Raw genomic sequence first — 15,819 nt, 5'->3', positions numbered from 1 at the left:
AGGACTATGATTATCTAAGTAATTAAAATATATATTATTAATGATTTATGCGGCATCATTTTATGTAAGTTGATAAGTAAATGACCTCGACTTACTCGGTGTATATCCAAAACGCTTACGATAACTTTGAGTAAAATAGGATTGGCTTGAGAAACCAGCCTCCATCGATATTTCCACAATACTCATTTGTGTATTCAGCAAAAGCTGATGCGCATACATGATCCTTTTTTCACTAATCCAAGAACGTGGAGGAGTGGAATAAACCATATTGAACAATTCTTTAAATGAAGTTAATCCCATGCCGAATGATTTAGCAAAATCAGTTAGTTTCCACTCTCTTAAAAAATTATTTTCCATAAAGCTTTGTAAGCGCTCTGCTTGGCGATTACTTAATTGCCTCAAGCTTGAAAGTAATTGAGCACCTTGTGAGCTATAGGATAGAGATAATAATAATTCATAAATACGCAGTAAGATAAGAATATCTGGATATTTTTGATATAAAAAAGTTTTTAAGCTATTTTTTAGTTCATCAATTAATTCTGATGTAGTAAATCTAATGACATAATGGCTATGATCTCCTACTCTTTCTATTTCACTTAATTGAGAACCATAATGATTAATAAATTCGCGTAATAATTTGTCACTAAGGCTAACCCAAATGATTTCACACTCAATCCCATCATTAGGGATCCTTAGTGCATATGAACCTTGTCGATGATAAAGAATATCACCGCTCTGTAGTGATTCAAATGTTGTTGGTGTTTCCCATATTAAAGAGCCTTGCTCAATAATAATAATACCTTTTGTTGGCTGCTCAATAATAAAATATGGATTACTTTTGTTAATAACGATTTTTTTTATATATTGGTTATTTAAATTGTAATCACTCTGCATAAATCATCCTAAATGTTAACCATATTATCTATGTGGTGCGTTTTTGTGCAAGAATGTTATTGAAATAAGAGTTGAAATATAAAACTACAACTCAATTGTTGAGTGAAATTATATAACGCAATTCTGTTTTTTCTACAATAAAATATAAAATATAAGTAAATGTTTCTAACGATTGTTTTTCCGAAAAAAAGCACTATATCAATTCGTAAAAACTATAGCTTTTCAATTTATTTGCTATTTCTTCATCTTTTTGAGATTTCATTGAAGATTTATATACCATTCATATTGTTTATTGTAGATTTATATGTCAAATTGGTATTTTTGTGAATATTATTTTTAATATTAAATGATTAATTATTTAATTTTAATAATCATAGTTATTATTAATTTGTGTTTTTCATTGTTTTTTGTACCAAAAATAGCTTAAATAATAAATAAATCTAATATTTTATTGGAATTATAAAATCATCAATTAAAATATATAATCGTTAATATTAATTTATTAAATTGAAATGTGAGATATAGTATTATTTTTAGATTTATGTCTTATTTATTCGATATGATAATCCGGTTTTTATCTTTAATATGATAAGTAAAAATTTATAAAAAAATATTATTTTTACTATATGGTATATATTATATTCAATATTTGATAATGAATGTTTTATTTTTAATAGGAGTAACGGATTGAGGTTTATAAATGAGATGAAAGTATTGTTGTTAGATAGGATGCTTAAATATGAGATATTATTCTATAATAATATTATTTTATAATGGAGGTGAAAGATAGGTTTATTTTTCTAGAATAGACAATTAATATTATTACAACCTACTAAGTTTATTACTACCTCTCCTTACGTTGTTTTTGAGGTAATTCAGGAACAGGTTTACGATCATCCAATAAATGTCTGATAGCTAATACTGGATGATAAATAAGCATCCTTGGACCAGACCAACGCATAATTTTTTTCATTTCTTCACGCATTTTAGGTTGATAACAATGTATTGGGCATTGTTTGCAAGCTGGCTTTATTTCTCCATAACGACATTTTTCAAGGCGATTAACTGCATAAGCAAATAGCTTGTCATATTGGTTAGGATCTTCTGGAGATGTAGGATGCGATTTTTCATATATTTTTATCATCTTATCAATTGTGTAAGCGGTTAATGAACCACACATACTAAACAAACTCGTCATTTGCCATAGTAGCTTTTTCATTGGAGGGACTATGGAACAACAAAGTAAACGAGAATACTGGGCTGCAATTCTAGAGCAGCAACGACAAAGTAATTTAGGCATTAAGCAGTTTTGCTCGGAGCAAAACATAAGCTATCAGACTTTTCACTATTGGTCGAAAAAGCTCACGCAATCCGAGCCTGAAACCAGGGTTCAACCTATCGTGGTGACAGAGCCTACCGTGAGCACAAGTTGTGTTGTGTTAATTCTCAATAATGGCATTCGAGCAGAACTGCCGGCAACGCTTAGCTCGCAACAAATTAAGACTTGGTTTGAAGCGCTACAATGATACCAACAGGTAAGGTTTTCCTCATCTCTGGAGTCACGGACATGCGTAAGTCCATTAATGGACTATCGTTGATTGTCGCGGAGACTCTTGAGATGGATCCGTTTAGTGAGTCTTGGTTCATTTTCTGCAATCGTACCCGAGATAAATTGAAAATCTTGTTTTGGGATACTAATGGCTTCTGGCTGTACTATCGTCGCTTAGAAAAAGGGACCTTCAAGTGGCCAAGACCCAGTGAGGACGGAGCCATTCATATTACTAAGCAACAACTGGGTTGGCTTCTTTCGGGGTTAACGCTCGAACATGCCAAAGCTCATCGTCCACTTCATAATCTAGAAGTGTGACCGCTGATACTGATCGTCACGTTGGGCTTGAACGATCCTTTTTTGCTGTCATACTTAAGTCATTGAGATGACCAGAGCCCAGACATGACCGACCTCCCTGATGATATCGACCAGCTAAAAGCTATGCTGCTTGAGCTTCACCAACAGAACGAAGCAAAAGATAAACTCCTTGCGGCAAAGCAAGAGGAGGTTGCCGAGCTCAAAACCAAAATTGAGTTGTTGATTGAACAGCTCAATTTAAGTAAGTCAAAGCGCTTCTCATCACAAAGTGAAAAAATACCCAAAGGTACGTTTAACGAAGCGGAGCAACAAAAGAGTACGGCTAAATCCGACGACGACAAGAAAAAAACAGGCCGTAAGCCTTTTCCAAAAGAGCTCGAGCGTGAAGTTCATAAACATGAACTCAATGCCCCTTATTGCGACTGCTGCGACGAGCCTTTACATCAATGTGGTGTTGAAACTTCTGAAGAGCTGAAAATCATCCCACAGAAGGTTAGTGTTATACGTCACGAGCGAACCAAGTACGCTTGCCGGCAGTGTGAAAAAACACAGACTGAAACAAAGATTATCACAGCCCCAAAACCCGCAAGTATGATCCCTAAAAGCCTAGGGAGTGCAGATGCATTCGCCGCTGTAGTCACAGCAAAATACGTTGATGCTCTGCCACTCTATCGCCAAGTGGATATTCTCAATCGCTCTGGTATAGATATTAGCCGCGCTACACTGGCCAACTGGTGCGTTCAGTTAGGAAGCAAAGTGCAAGTCATTATTGATGCAATGAAAAGTGAGTTATTGAAAGAAAAGCTCATCTGCGCGGACGAAACCACTGTTCAAGTATTACGTGAAGAAGATAAGAAAGCACAATCTAAGTCATATATGTGGGTCTATCGTAGCGGTGAGTTCGTCAATAACCCAGTGGTTATCTACGACTATCAAGCCAGCCGCAGAGCAGAGTGCGTACAAGACTTTTTAGGTGGTTACTCTGGTTACTTGCTATCGGATGGCTACAGTGCATACGACAAACTTGAGGACGTGACTCAAGCTGCTTGCATGGCGCATGTACGCAGAAAGTTTACTGATGCTCAAAAAGCTTCACCATCAAAAAAAGCGGGCAAGCCAGAAAAAGCACTGAACTTTATTAGCAAACTATACGGTCTTGAAAAGAAAGCCAAAGGGCTTGACGCAAAATCTCGACACCAACTACGACAAGAAGAAGCCAAACCTATTTTAGATGAGTTCAAGCAATGGCTTGACAGTCAAAACGTTCTCCCTAAAGGATTACTTGGCAAAGCCATCACTTATACGCAAAACCAGTGGCCTAAGCTGCTTACCTACCTTGAAGACGGCGATATAAGTATCGACAACAATGTGACCGAACGAGATATAAGGCCGTTCACGACAGGTCGCAAAAATTGGATGTTCTCAACTTCGGTAGGCGGAGCAAAGGCGAGTGCAAACTTGTATAGCCTCGTGATGACTTGCCGCGCTAATGACATGAACCCTTATTATTACTTCCAACACCTGTTTACCGAGTTACCAAAACGAAGTCCGAAAGATGATGTGTCGGATCTCATGCCATGGAACGTAGAAATCAGTGAGGTTGAGTAAAGCTTTACTGGTTCATTAAGCGCTTACTCAATTGTTTTGATTTCTCGATTAATGCGTTTTCCAGTCATCTTTAGGATCTCTTATCTTCAAACAATAGATGCATTTAATATACAACTTATGGAGAGGGATAGGAAGGCGTATTTAAGGCTGTTTGTAAACTAAAATGGCATAAGCTGATGCTTATGCCATGACTAAAGTCCAATAAAGTAACTTACCTGAACCGATTGGTTAACTTGATATCGTTTGAGGCTTAAAAGGGAAGCGCCTCATTTTAGGTTAGTTATATAAAATCTTTATCCTTTTGTTGCGGATTGCATTATTTTTTGCATTCATCTTCAGATGCAATTTTTCTTTTTTGAGCTTTGCAACATGTTCATTGTAACCAGCACCGGACGGGCCTTCTAGTTTGCTAATTTCTTTATCTAACTGATGATGTTTTTCATAAAGGACTTGGAAACGGGGATGTGTAGCAACTAATTGTGAAACTAAATCTTGATCTGTAGATAACATACTACCTCCTCAGAATTTATTAAGCCTCAACTCCAGTATAAACATCGACTATTATTTATGCATTAGAACTAAAAGGAATTTACAATATTTTTATCTAATTTATGATCCTTGTACTAAAATTAGATAAGATAGAACTTGTTAGGTTAGTGAGATTTTTACATTTTGGAGTTCATCATAAAGATACTGGTATTTGTCATGTGGTTGAGCTTGTATCTTGATTTTAGTTAACTAAAACGTATTTTATAGGATTTTATAATGAAAAAAGCAATTTTGTCTGTCATGGCTATGGCTATAGTATCTTCTTGTGCTGTGGCAACGGAGGATTTAGAAAAGATTGCACCTTATCCTAAAGCAGATCCCGACATGACTCGACATGTTATCCAACTCGCCCCTAAACCAAATGAAGAAAATTACAAAGTAGAATTAGTTATTGGAAAAACAGAAAAAACGGATTGCAATAATAAATGGTTTATGGGGGATTTAGAAGAAAAAACGTTAGAGGGTTGGGGTTATAGTTACTATAAATTAGAAGAGGTAAAAGGACCAGCATCTACAATGATGGCATGCCATGAACCAGATAAAGAGCGTTTTATTTCCACTCAGCTTGGGGATGATGCCTTTATTCGTTATAACAGTAAATTGCCTATTGTTGTTTATGCACCAAGTAATATGGATGTGAAATACCGTATTTGGTCAACAGAAGGTGATTTATTAAATTCTGTTAAAAAGTAAGTTTTTATGAAAATGCTGCACGGGTTATTTTGTGCAGCATTTTTATTTGTTAGACATTATCTGATAACGAGTACCGATATTTTTGCATGCCTAACAATAGTTGAAGCCGTTGAGCCTAATAAATAGGTTGAAGTACTTGGATGATGAGAACCAAGAACAATTAAATCTGCTTTGATATCATCTGCATAACTCAGAATTTCATCTTTTGCTGACCCAATTCCTATTTGACAAACAATTTTATCGTCAGGAATTTTTATATCCTTGATAACTTCTTCTAATGCTTTTAATGCCAAAGCAGAACGCTCAGCAGAATTTTTCTGACTTTCCGGTAAGATTGTTACTTCAATACCAAAAAAAAGTTCAGCATTAGGAAGTACGGATAAAAAATGGATCTCAGGGGAACCAAGCTTGGCAAGTTCTTCAACATGCTTGATAATTTTTAGATTAAGATCATCTTCTAGTAGGTCTATCGGTACTAAAATTTTCTTATACATAACTACCCCATTAATATGTTATTTTCACTGATTATAACAGCTCACCATTAATAGAACATATGTGATTTGTACATTGTTAATTTTAGATTTGGAATTTTAATAAATAGTCACATTTCGTTATTCAAAATAATTTATTCTATTATTAATAATGCTTTCAATTCATCTTCTGAGTAACACAGAGTAAATATAGAGACTTTTGCTTTTTATTATGAGATTATTTAATATATTAAGATATAACCAACTGATTTTTAAATAGTAATCATTCTGTTTTTCATTAAGAAAATATATTATGAGTAAATATAACGGTTCTCAGCCAGAACATGATGAACTTGCTCTTCAACAAGAAAAGTTCTATGCAGCTAAAAAGAGTACTTTAGTCAGTGTATTCGTTAATTTAATACTTTCTGTTTGGCAAATTATTATTGGTATAATTTCACATTCACAAGGTTTAATTGCAGACGGTATTCATACATTATCTGATCTTGTTGCTGATTTTGTTGTATTAATCGCAAATAAAAAAAGTCATAAAAAACCGGATGCAGATCATCCATATGGCCATTTTAGATATGAAAATGGTGCGTCCTTAGTGCTGGGAATTATTTTATTGCTTGTTGGTGTAGGAATGATTTGGTCTGCAATTCAAAAATTGTTGAACCCAGATTTAATCCAAGATGTTCATATGATTGCTTTAATTGCGGCATTGGTTTCATTAGTCGCAAAAGAAGGGCTTTTTAGATATATGCTACGTGTGGCAAATAAAGTTAATTCTAATATGTTAGTTGCTAATGCTTGGCATGCGCGTTCTGATGCAGCTTCATCGTTAGTTGTCGCGATTGGTATTATTGGTAGTTTATGTGGATTTAAGATTTTTGACCCTATTGCGGCGTTTTTAGTCGGGACTTTTGTATTTCGTATGGGATACAAATTTACTAAACAATCAATGCAAGACTTGATGGATCAAGGTGCTGATGAAGAAACTTTGCAAGAAATCCGAGATACTTTGGCTAGCATTGATGAGATAGAAGGTTTTCATGATTTAAAAACACGTAAATCAGGTGATTTTTATTTGGTTGATGTGCATTTAGAAGTCGATGGTAATATGCCTATTTATCTTGGGCATGATATTGCGGTTAAAGCCCGTGAAAAATTAATGGAAAATCCATTAATCTTAAATGTTATGACTCATTTAGATCCTTATGATAAAGACATTCGCTATTAATGAATCGGTATTTTCAGGTAGTGATATGTTGATTTATAATTGGTTATTTCGTCGTTGTTATGAATATTAAACAATAATTTTATTGATGAAATATCAACTCAGCTAACGTTGATACTAATATTTGTCAGCCTAAATTTTGGCTGATGTTATGGCAAATAGATTATAATTTGGGAGAAATAATGCAGTTATCAAAAGGCGTTAGGTATACTGCTCGATCATCAAAAGTTATTGCTTTAACTAATCATAACGGCATGAAAATTTTATTGTCAACGTTAGGCGCGAGTTGGATTAGTTGTCTATTGCCATTAAAAAGTGGCAAGCGTGATATCTTGCTGGGTTCACCTAATATGGCAGCACAAATGGATCAAGGTGTTTATTTAGGTTCAATTGTCGGACGAGTTGCAATAAATAGTATTACTAAAAGTCAGTTTTCGCTTTCTGAAAAAGATTCTGTAGTTATCCCCGAAGCACATTATCAAAGAAATAATTTAGATAATTTCAGTTACCGTGTATGGAAAGTGACACAAGTTAGCCCACAAGAAGCAATCTTTTCCTTAGAATCACCGGATGGCGATCAAGGCTTCCCTGGAAAATTACAAGCAGAGGTCTGTTATCGTTTAACAGATGAAAATGAAGTTATTATTCGTTATTACACTCAAGTTAATGCGTTATGTCCGGTCAACCTAACAAATCATGCCTATTTTAATCTTGCAGGGGAAGATTCACAGCGGACTGCATTAGAACACGATTTACAATTAGCAGCAGCACATTACTTGCCAATTGATGAAAAGGGGCTCCCTACAGGGGAATGGTTGCCTGTGGAAAATAGTACTTTTGATTTTCGTGATAAAAAACGGATTGGTTATGATTTTTTACAGGATGATCAGCAAAAAATAGCAGGGGGCTATCACCATGCTATGATATTAGATGATTCACTTGCGGATGGTAAAAATACAGCTGCTTCATTATTTTCACCAAATGGTGATGTGCAAATGAATATTGCAACCACAATGCCATCTATTCATTTTTATACGGGGAATCATTTAATTTCTATACCCGGTAAATCGCGTCATTACACACATTTTTCAGGCGTAGCATTGAACACTCAATTTTTACCTGATGCAATGAATCATCCTGAATGGGATGAAAGATATCGCGGAATATCCCAGCCAAATAAATGTTATCAGCACCAAACGTGTTATCAGTTTATTTTTTAAGACATTTTCAATATATAACGTATAGCCATGCTAAAACATTAAATTTTATTTGTATCTAAAATTCATAATATGATGTATTGAATGATAAAAGTTATCTTGGATAAGATCAGAACAATAAAAATAGGCGATAATTATCGCCTATTTTTTTGTCTCTAGTCTGAATTTTCTAAACAGAAAATAGGCTGTTTAGCATAGTATTCATCAGGTAAAATTATGGTGATGATTAAAAAAAGAGAATGAATTTACTCAAAACGTAATAACAAGATTATATTTTTATTCAAAGAATAAATATGAGAATAAGCACTAATGGATAGTGAATAAGTCATGTTCTTTTAGATAATATTGTAAGAAACTATTTTTTAACCAAACAATATTTTTTCTATAAGATAAATGACCTTCTAAATAAGAGGAGGCTTGTTAAAAAGCGCAACATTAAGATGGTTTTTTAACGTATTGTTTTTAATGAATTTATCTTGTTTTGATCTTCTGTTTTTGATTGCGTATATCACGAAAAAAATGTGATATTATTCACATAAATATTTTTGCTAGTTACCATTAGTTTTTCTCATTTTAATTTCTCGCATGAAAGATCTATATTGCGGCCAAATTAACCTCATCTATATTTTACACCTGCACTAGTCGCCGGAATGTGTTTATTTATTTAAACTCAATATTGCCGTGTGGCCCCCCGATGAAGATGCAGCATTATCATTTATTTTGTCAGTGGGAGAGTGGGTCGTGAAACAGGCCTCTACAATAACAAGCAAAAAAGACAGTACTTTTGTACCTGTTGCGGGTTTGACTGTTTTTGCAATTGCTTCTGGGTATTTAATGAGCTTAATCCCATTATCAATGGGCAGCTTTAATATCGATACCAGTTATGCCGGTTGGCTAGCAAGTGCTTATTATATTGGCTTACTTATCGGGTCAATGTTGATAGAGCCTGTTATTGCAAAAATTGGTCATAGATTTTCTTTTATCGCATTCTTATTAATGCTTGCTGCAACTGTGGTTGTTTTGCCATGGTTACCAACTATTGAAGCTTGGCTGCCTATACGTTTAGTGGCAGGGATTGCGGTCGCGGGTATTTTTGTCGTGGTTGAGTCTTGGTTATTAATTGGTGATAGTGCTAAAGAGAGAGCCAAACGCTTAAGTTTTTACATGACTTCCCTATATGGCGGTACAACATTAGGTCAACTTGCCATTGGTGTGATTGGTACACAAGGTGCGTATCCATTTATGGTCGTGCTTGGCTTACTTTTAATTGCAGTATTACCTCCCTTGTTTTTTCGCCAAGGGCAGCCAGCTTGTGACTTACACCAAAAATTATCATTTAAAAAAATTGTTCGCCTGAGCAAACCGGCAATGATTGGCTGTATGACTTCAGGTATTTTGATGGGCACCATTTATGGTTTAATGCCACTATCATTAAAAAATGACAAGTTTACGACCGAGCAAGTTGGTGTTTTGATGGCTTCCATCATTTTAGGTGGAATGTTAATCCAACCTGTTATTAGTAAATTATCTATTATGATGAGCAAAACATTACTGTTAGCTATGGTTTCTTTGCTAGGCGTGTTTGCTATGGGACTGATTTATATCTCAAATGATTATTTAACTATGATCATTGCATTAGCATTATTGGGTATGTCTTCTTTTGCCCTTTATCCAATAGCAATAACACTGGCTTGTGACAATCTCGACTCATCTTATATTGTTGCAGCAACTCAAGTGATGTTATTTAGCTATAGTGTGGGTTCGGCATTAGGTCCATTGACTGCGGGAACATTCTTAGGCCAACATAATGGTTTAGTGAATTTCTTCTTTATCGTGTTGACGATTTCCGCTATTTACATGCTAATTTCAAGTGTTCGCCGCAAAGCGGGCGTATTGGCAAACTAAACAGTATTCATTTTCTAAATAAATAAGAGACGAGCTTAATCCCTCGTCTCTTATTTTATCTTTTACAATAAACTTATTGGCACTCCGCTATGAAACTTAAAGTCAGCATCTTCTGAGCTAATAAGTTGTGCTTCCACTCTGCCAAACATTTGTACTCGTTCGCCAATATCTATTTTACTGATTGACTGCGCTAAATTGAGATAATCTTGATAATGGCGAGCTTCTGAGCGTAATAAAGATAAATAAAAATTGGCTAAATCATCATCTAAAAATGGTGCCAATTTGGCAAATCGCTCACATGAACGTGCTTCAATATAAGCACCAATAATCAGTTTATCGACAAGCGTTTGTGGCTCATGACCACTCATATGACTAAATAAACCTTTAGCATAACGACTGGCTGTGATGCCATCATAAGTGATATTGCGTTGATGCATAATTTCCAAAACTTGATAAAAATGGTGAAGTTCTTCTTTGATAAGTAACACCATTTTATCAATTAAATCTTGGCTATAAGGCGAAGGTTTTTTTGCCAGAACTTGTTTTGATATTTGATTCTTATCTTTTAATGAATAAACATCACCAATACGATCATAAGCAAAGGCTTCATAAGGTTTAAACCACTCGAGCAAAATTTGTGCACTTTCTTTATCAACTGCATATTTGCGGATTAAGAACATAGCACTTTGTGCCGCTTTTAATTCGCATAACAGATGATCTTTTAAAAGAATAGGTAAGCTTTTCGGCTGGCTAGCTTTTGCCACCCAACTTTCCGGTGTCTCACAATGCAAAAATTGCCTAATCGGCGCGAGTAATTCAGAGTATTCCTGCATACTACTTATTTAGCTCCTTTAAACGGTATAGCCAATCAAGCGCTTGACGAGGCGTTAGTTTATCGGGGTCAATCGTTTCTAAAGTTGTTAGAACAGCTGAAGGTTCTTCTTGTGTTAAGAAGCTCAATTGGGCTGCATCAACATGACTTGCATTAGTATTATTAGAGATAAACTCTAACTCTTTTAATTTTTGTCTAGCACGTTTGATCACTTCTTTAGGGACGCCAGCAAGTGATGCAACGGCTAATCCATAACTTTTACTCGCAGCGCCTTCTTGTACATTATGCATAAAGGCGATGGTATCCCCATGTTCCATTGCATCTAGATGAATATTAACTGCGCCTTCTAATTTTTCAGGAAGGGTTGTTAATTCAAAATAATGCGTTGCAAAAAGGGTCATTGATTTAATGCGATTCACTAAATTTTCTGCACAAGCCCAAGCAAGAGAAAGGCCATCATAAGTCGATGTTCCACGCCCAATTTCATCCATCAGAACTAAACTATGCTCAGTTGCATTATGTAAGATATTCGCTGTTTCAGTCATCTCAACCATGAAAGTCGAGCGGCCGGAAGCGAGATCATCAGATGCACCAACACGGGTAAAAATACGGTCAACTGGACCTATAATAGCTTTTGTGGCTGGAACAAAACTACCAATGTAAGCTAATAATGTGATCAATGCAGTTTGACGCATATAGGTACTTTTTCCCCCCATATTAGGTCCTGTTATGATCAATAATCGACGTTGTGGTGATAATGATAGGGGGTTCGAGATAAAAGGTTCACTGATCACTTGCTCTACAACCGGGTGGCGTCCTTCAGTGATTTGAATGCCTAGCTTATCTGTTAATTGAGGACATGAATAACCTAGGGTTTCCGCGCGTTCAGCCAAATTATTTAAAACATCTAATTCCGCTAAAGCTTCTGCACTCGCTTGTAATTCGGCCAGATGTGGCAACAACACATCAAATAGCTCATCATATAAGGTTTTTTCAATCGCTAATGCTTTACCTTTTGAAGTGAGTACCTTGTCTTCATATTCTTTCAATTCAGGGATAATGTAGCGTTCTGCATTTTTTAATGTTTGACGGCGTACATAATGAATTGGAACCAAATGACTTTGCCCACGGCTGACTTGAATAAAGTAGCCATGCACTGCGTTATAGCCTACTTTTAATGTCTCAATACCTAGTTTTTCTTTTTCACGAATTTCGAGTTTTTCTAGGTAATCTGTTGCACCATCAGCAAGTGCACGCCATTCATCAAGTTCATCATGATAACCAGGGGCAATAACACCACCATCACGAATAAGAACCGGTGGTGACTCAATAATTGCGCGTTGTAATAAATCTTGAAGCTCATCAAATTGATTTATACGTTTTTGTAAATCTTCTAGGTAAGGGCAGTTTGATTGGCTAAGAATTTGATGAATGTCTTGATATTGTTCAAAGGCATAACGCATGCGAGCTAAATCGCGAGGTCTAGCTGAACGCAATGCCAAACGCGCTAATACTCGTTCAAGATCACCAATTTGACGCAGGAATGGCTGTAACTCATCACCACAATTTTGTAATGCTGCGATGGCTTGTTGGCGGTTAGTCAGAGTTTGGATATGTCGAAGTGGGGTATGTAGCCAGCGTTTTAGCATACGGCTTCCCATTGGCGTTACACACAGATCTAAAATTGCCGCAAGGGTATTATCCGTTCCACCTGAAAGGTTTTGAGTGATTTCCAAATTTCGACGTGTAGCGGCATCAAGGATCACACTTTCAGATTGTTTTTCCATCACAACATTGCGGATGTGGGGTAATGAGGTTCTTTGGGTATCTTTGACATATTGTAAAAGACAGCCTGCGGCCCTTAATGCTTTAGGTGCATTTTCAACACCAAAACCAATTAAATCTTTAGTGCCAAATTGTAAGCACAATTGTTGCTTGGCTGTTTCAAGCTCGAATTCCCACAAAGGACGCCTGCGAAGCCCTTTGTTATGTTCAATTAACGATAAACTGGTAAAATCTTCAGGATAGAGTAATTCTGCGGGGCGCGTACGCTGTAACTCTGCTTGTAGTGTTTCATCATCAGGAATTTCACTGATAATGAAGCGCCCTGACGTAATATCAAGTGTGGCGAAACCATAGCCTTGTACATCTTGCCAAACTGCTGCCAACAAATTGTCTTGTCGCTCATTCAATAATGCTTCATCCGTGATCGTTCCCGGCGTAACAATTCGAACAACCTTGCGCTCGACAGGGCCTTTACTGGTTGCAGGATCACCAATTTGTTCGCAAATCGCAACAGATTCTCCCATCTGTACGAGTTTTGCTAGGTAGTTTTCAGCGGCATGATGAGGAACACCCGCCATTGGAATAGGTTGCCCTGCTGTTTGCCCGCGCTTTGTCAAAGAGATATCGAGCAACTGAGCAGCTTTCTTGGCATCATCAAAGAAAAGTTCATAAAAATCGCCCATACGATAAAACAGCAATATTTCTGGATGTTGTGCTTTAAGTTTTAAATATTGTTGCATCATTGGGGTGTGGGATTCGAAATTTTGGTTGTCAGTCATAAACTTATCTTTTTTAACTCGTTGAATTTATTTAATTCTGTGGTGGTTGATGGTTTTATTTGTTTTCCAGCTCATAAAATATCACAGAATCCCATATATAAGTGCAGATTGCATGTTGGTGATTACAGATAGTGTGAATGAATAACATCAATCTATATTTGCTACTAAAAACCTTGAGTTACCTTATGATAAACCTGAGCTAAGGTAAGCATTCTAGAGAAAAAAATCTCAATAATACGATTTCATCAATAAAGGAAATCATTGATGTAATGAAATATTAGTGTAGGCAGAAGATACCCGATACAGGTAAAAATACCAATTTACGTGTATTTTACAGAGTGATTATCTGCAAGATCCCTTTGCCACTATAGTAGCCCAGTTATAGGTAAACTTGTACAGTTAAAAACCAGTAATTTTCCTCAAATTAATGGCATTTCAGTATCACACATTAAAATGCGGTAACGTTTCGATTTATCTATCATGATAATGCTAAATCAAAAGTAAGAAATTAACATTATTGAGGATCATTTGATAAGTTGTGAATGTTGTCAGAATCTATGTGTTAAATGCGTTATACGTCAGCCAGAACAATTACGTAAGGCAATCCTTATTGCATTTTGACCGCAATTAAAGCCGCTGCTTATTGTTATCTTGCAGATTTGACAGACGAACCCACAGAAAAAATAGATTATCTTATCACGGCTACACGACAAGGAAGTTTTGGCGGCTTATGGCGATTAGCAAAGCTTAGCCCAGAAAATAAAGCGAATATAGTGAGTTTTTAATGGGATATTGCTCTGCTGAGATGAATGAATATAGGTAGAGCGCGGAGTGTATTTTATTTAATAATAGTAATGGAAATAATTTTATTATAATTAATGGCGTGTTAATTAATAGAACTGTTTTCCATTGTAATAAACGTTACATAATAACTATATTGAGTTATTTACAATAGCGGTGGAATACAATACATTTCCGTTGTCTTTCACTTAACGGAGTAAGTTATGACAATCAATAAAAAGCAAAGTTCTAAAAAGCTGGCTTCTCAAGCGGCTAAAACAATTCATAATAAAAATGAATCTCAAATAAAGAAAATGTTAGCTGCATCAGTTTTATCACAATCAAACACATTAAAACAAACAGGTGCAAAGTTGGAGACAATTGCATCAAATGTTTTGAAAAGTGATAAATATAGTGAAGAAACCAAAATGTTTGCAGCTTCAGTATTAGCTCAAGCCAATAAAGAGCGTTCGAGTAAAAAGGAGTAACTATATTAATTAACTGAGCCTGGTTACTTATCAAGGTTAAAGAAAAAATAATAAATATTATTAATAATTTTATAATTTATCAGGGAAATCCATTTTAAGAGACTATTTATCTTTAAAATCTATAGGGTAAATTAATAATATATATCAGAATGTTAAATTAAAGCAACCTATTCACCTCTTGTGTCGTTGTGTGTTTTTTGTGCATATTCATACAAGTGATATTTTATGATGGTATCCGATGAGGCTTTTAATGAAATAGGTAAGGATATTAATAGTATTTTCTATAACAATATAAATTAAAATAAATAAAAAATATTGGAGTTTTTATTATTATATGTTTTAGCATGCCTAATGTTATTAAAAAGTTTATAAATAATATTATTTATAATTGAATGGTTTTAAACGATTAGCGCCAGTGATATTCTGGCGTTAATTTAAATAATTATTTAAATCAATCGAGGATTAACTTGTTCTAAAATTTAATGTAATTATTTTGCTAATAGTTCTTTTTGAATGATTTTTGCATCAATTATTTACTTCTTAAGTAGCAACTCCTCAACCATTCACTTCAAATAGATTAAAAGCAGGTTCATCAAACTACATAATATCAATATAGATAGCTTCTAACTCTTTTGTTTCTTGGTTGATAACCCATGCCAATTTTTCATGGTTTTTATAATGGTCATAGAAAATATTGCAATCTTCCACAAAA

Annotated in this window: 14 protein-coding genes and 2 pseudogenes; 9 read left to right on the top strand and 7 right to left on the bottom strand. The window is 35.2% G+C overall.

Going from position 1 to position 15,819, the window contains the following annotated elements:
- Positions 1-60: 60 nt before the first annotated feature.
- Together OO7_RS12750 and OO7_RS12745 are read right to left on the bottom strand one after the other, a co-directional pair.
- On the bottom strand, positions 61-894 hold the full coding sequence (locus OO7_RS12750) for a helix-turn-helix transcriptional regulator (protein ID WP_008916334.1): 834 nt from the start codon (positions 892-894) through the stop codon (positions 61-63).
- An 844-nt stretch (positions 895-1,738) separates the two neighbouring features.
- Entirely contained in the window at positions 1,739-2,074 is a 336-nt protein-coding gene (locus OO7_RS12745) for a nitrous oxide-stimulated promoter family protein (protein WP_008916333.1), read from the bottom strand.
- 49 nt (positions 2,075-2,123) lie between these two features.
- Between OO7_RS12745 and tnpA the strand changes: the two genes are divergently transcribed.
- The 3 genes from tnpA (at position 2,124) to tnpC (ending at position 4,369) form a co-directional block, all read left to right on the top strand.
- Positions 2,124-2,420 carry an IS66 family insertion sequence element accessory protein TnpA gene (gene tnpA / locus OO7_RS17560; RefSeq protein WP_008914069.1) on the top strand — a complete coding sequence of 99 codons (297 nt, stop codon included), beginning with the start codon at positions 2,124-2,126 and terminating at the stop codon, positions 2,418-2,420.
- Positions 2,417-2,761: an IS66 family insertion sequence element accessory protein TnpB gene (tnpB, locus tag OO7_RS17555; protein WP_008914070.1), complete on the top strand. Its 345-nt coding sequence runs from the start codon at positions 2,417-2,419 to the stop codon at positions 2,759-2,761. Before tnpA ends, tnpB begins: the two co-directional genes overlap by 4 nt.
- 84 nt (positions 2,762-2,845) lie before the next feature.
- Positions 2,846-4,369: an IS66 family transposase gene (gene tnpC, locus OO7_RS12730; protein WP_008914071.1), complete on the top strand. Its 1,524-nt coding sequence runs from the start codon at positions 2,846-2,848 to the stop codon at positions 4,367-4,369.
- 293 nt (positions 4,370-4,662) lie between these two features.
- Here the strand turns inward: tnpC and OO7_RS12725 are convergent.
- Positions 4,663-4,879: pseudogene (locus OO7_RS12725) on the bottom strand (DUF465 domain-containing protein).
- 255 nt (positions 4,880-5,134) lie between these two features.
- Here OO7_RS12725 and eco point away from each other — a divergent pair.
- Positions 5,135-5,611, top strand: a complete 477-nt coding sequence (gene eco, locus OO7_RS12720) for a serine protease inhibitor ecotin (RefSeq protein ID WP_008916331.1) — start codon at positions 5,135-5,137, stop codon at positions 5,609-5,611.
- Positions 5,612-5,667: 56 nt separating this feature from the next.
- On the opposite strand, the gene OO7_RS12715 is transcribed toward eco, so the two are convergent.
- On the bottom strand, positions 5,668-6,105 hold the full coding sequence (locus OO7_RS12715) for a universal stress protein (protein WP_008916330.1): 438 nt from the start codon (positions 6,103-6,105) through the stop codon (positions 5,668-5,670).
- Positions 6,106-6,394: 289 nt separating this feature from the next.
- Here OO7_RS12715 and OO7_RS12710 point away from each other — a divergent pair, with 289 nt between their 5' ends.
- From OO7_RS12710 to OO7_RS12700, 3 genes are all read left to right on the top strand, one after another.
- Complete coding sequence (locus tag OO7_RS12710; protein ID WP_008916329.1) at positions 6,395-7,324, top strand: cation diffusion facilitator family transporter; 930 nt, start codon at positions 6,395-6,397, stop codon at positions 7,322-7,324.
- Between the two features lie 179 nt (positions 7,325-7,503).
- A complete protein-coding gene (locus OO7_RS12705) occupies positions 7,504-8,541 on the top strand; it encodes a galactose-1-epimerase (RefSeq protein ID WP_008916328.1) in 1,038 nt (345 codons plus the stop codon).
- A gap of 738 nt (positions 8,542-9,279) precedes the next feature.
- The gene (locus OO7_RS12700; RefSeq protein ID WP_008916327.1) at positions 9,280-10,443 is read left to right on the top strand and encodes an MFS transporter; all 1,164 of its coding nucleotides are present in this window, start codon (positions 9,280-9,282) and stop codon (positions 10,441-10,443) included.
- A 62-nt stretch (positions 10,444-10,505) separates the two neighbouring features.
- Here the strand turns inward: OO7_RS12700 and miaE are convergent, their stop codons facing one another.
- Positions 10,506-11,276 (bottom strand): tRNA isopentenyl-2-thiomethyl-A-37 hydroxylase MiaE, encoded by a 771-nt coding sequence (gene miaE, locus OO7_RS12695; RefSeq protein ID WP_008916326.1) that lies wholly within the window; start codon positions 11,274-11,276, stop codon positions 10,506-10,508.
- Between the two features lies 1 nt (position 11,277).
- Positions 11,278-13,839 carry a DNA mismatch repair protein MutS gene (mutS, locus tag OO7_RS12690; RefSeq protein ID WP_008916325.1) on the bottom strand — a complete coding sequence of 854 codons (2,562 nt, stop codon included), beginning with the start codon at positions 13,837-13,839 and terminating at the stop codon, positions 11,278-11,280.
- Between the two features lie 617 nt (positions 13,840-14,456).
- On the opposite strand from mutS, the gene OO7_RS16865 reads away from it, so the two are divergent.
- Both OO7_RS16865 and OO7_RS12685 read left to right on the top strand, forming a co-directional pair.
- The gene (locus OO7_RS16865; protein WP_156823149.1) at positions 14,457-14,624 is read left to right on the top strand and encodes a hypothetical protein; all 168 of its coding nucleotides are present in this window, start codon (positions 14,457-14,459) and stop codon (positions 14,622-14,624) included.
- 219 nt (positions 14,625-14,843) lie between these two features.
- Entirely contained in the window at positions 14,844-15,107 is a 264-nt protein-coding gene (locus tag OO7_RS12685; RefSeq protein WP_008916324.1) for a hypothetical protein, read from the top strand.
- 600 nt (positions 15,108-15,707) lie between these two features.
- Here OO7_RS12685 and OO7_RS17655 read toward each other — a convergent pair.
- A pseudogene (locus OO7_RS17655) lies at positions 15,708-15,791 on the bottom strand (hypothetical protein); the annotation flags it as partial.
- Positions 15,792-15,819 lie beyond the last annotated feature (28 nt).

This window comes from Providencia sneebia DSM 19967, assembly GCF_000314895.2.
In the GTDB taxonomy this organism is placed as follows: domain Bacteria; phylum Pseudomonadota; class Gammaproteobacteria; order Enterobacterales; family Enterobacteriaceae; genus Providencia; species Providencia sneebia.
Note: the sequence above shows the minus strand (reverse complement) of the source record. Positions and strands in the feature narration are given on the sequence as shown.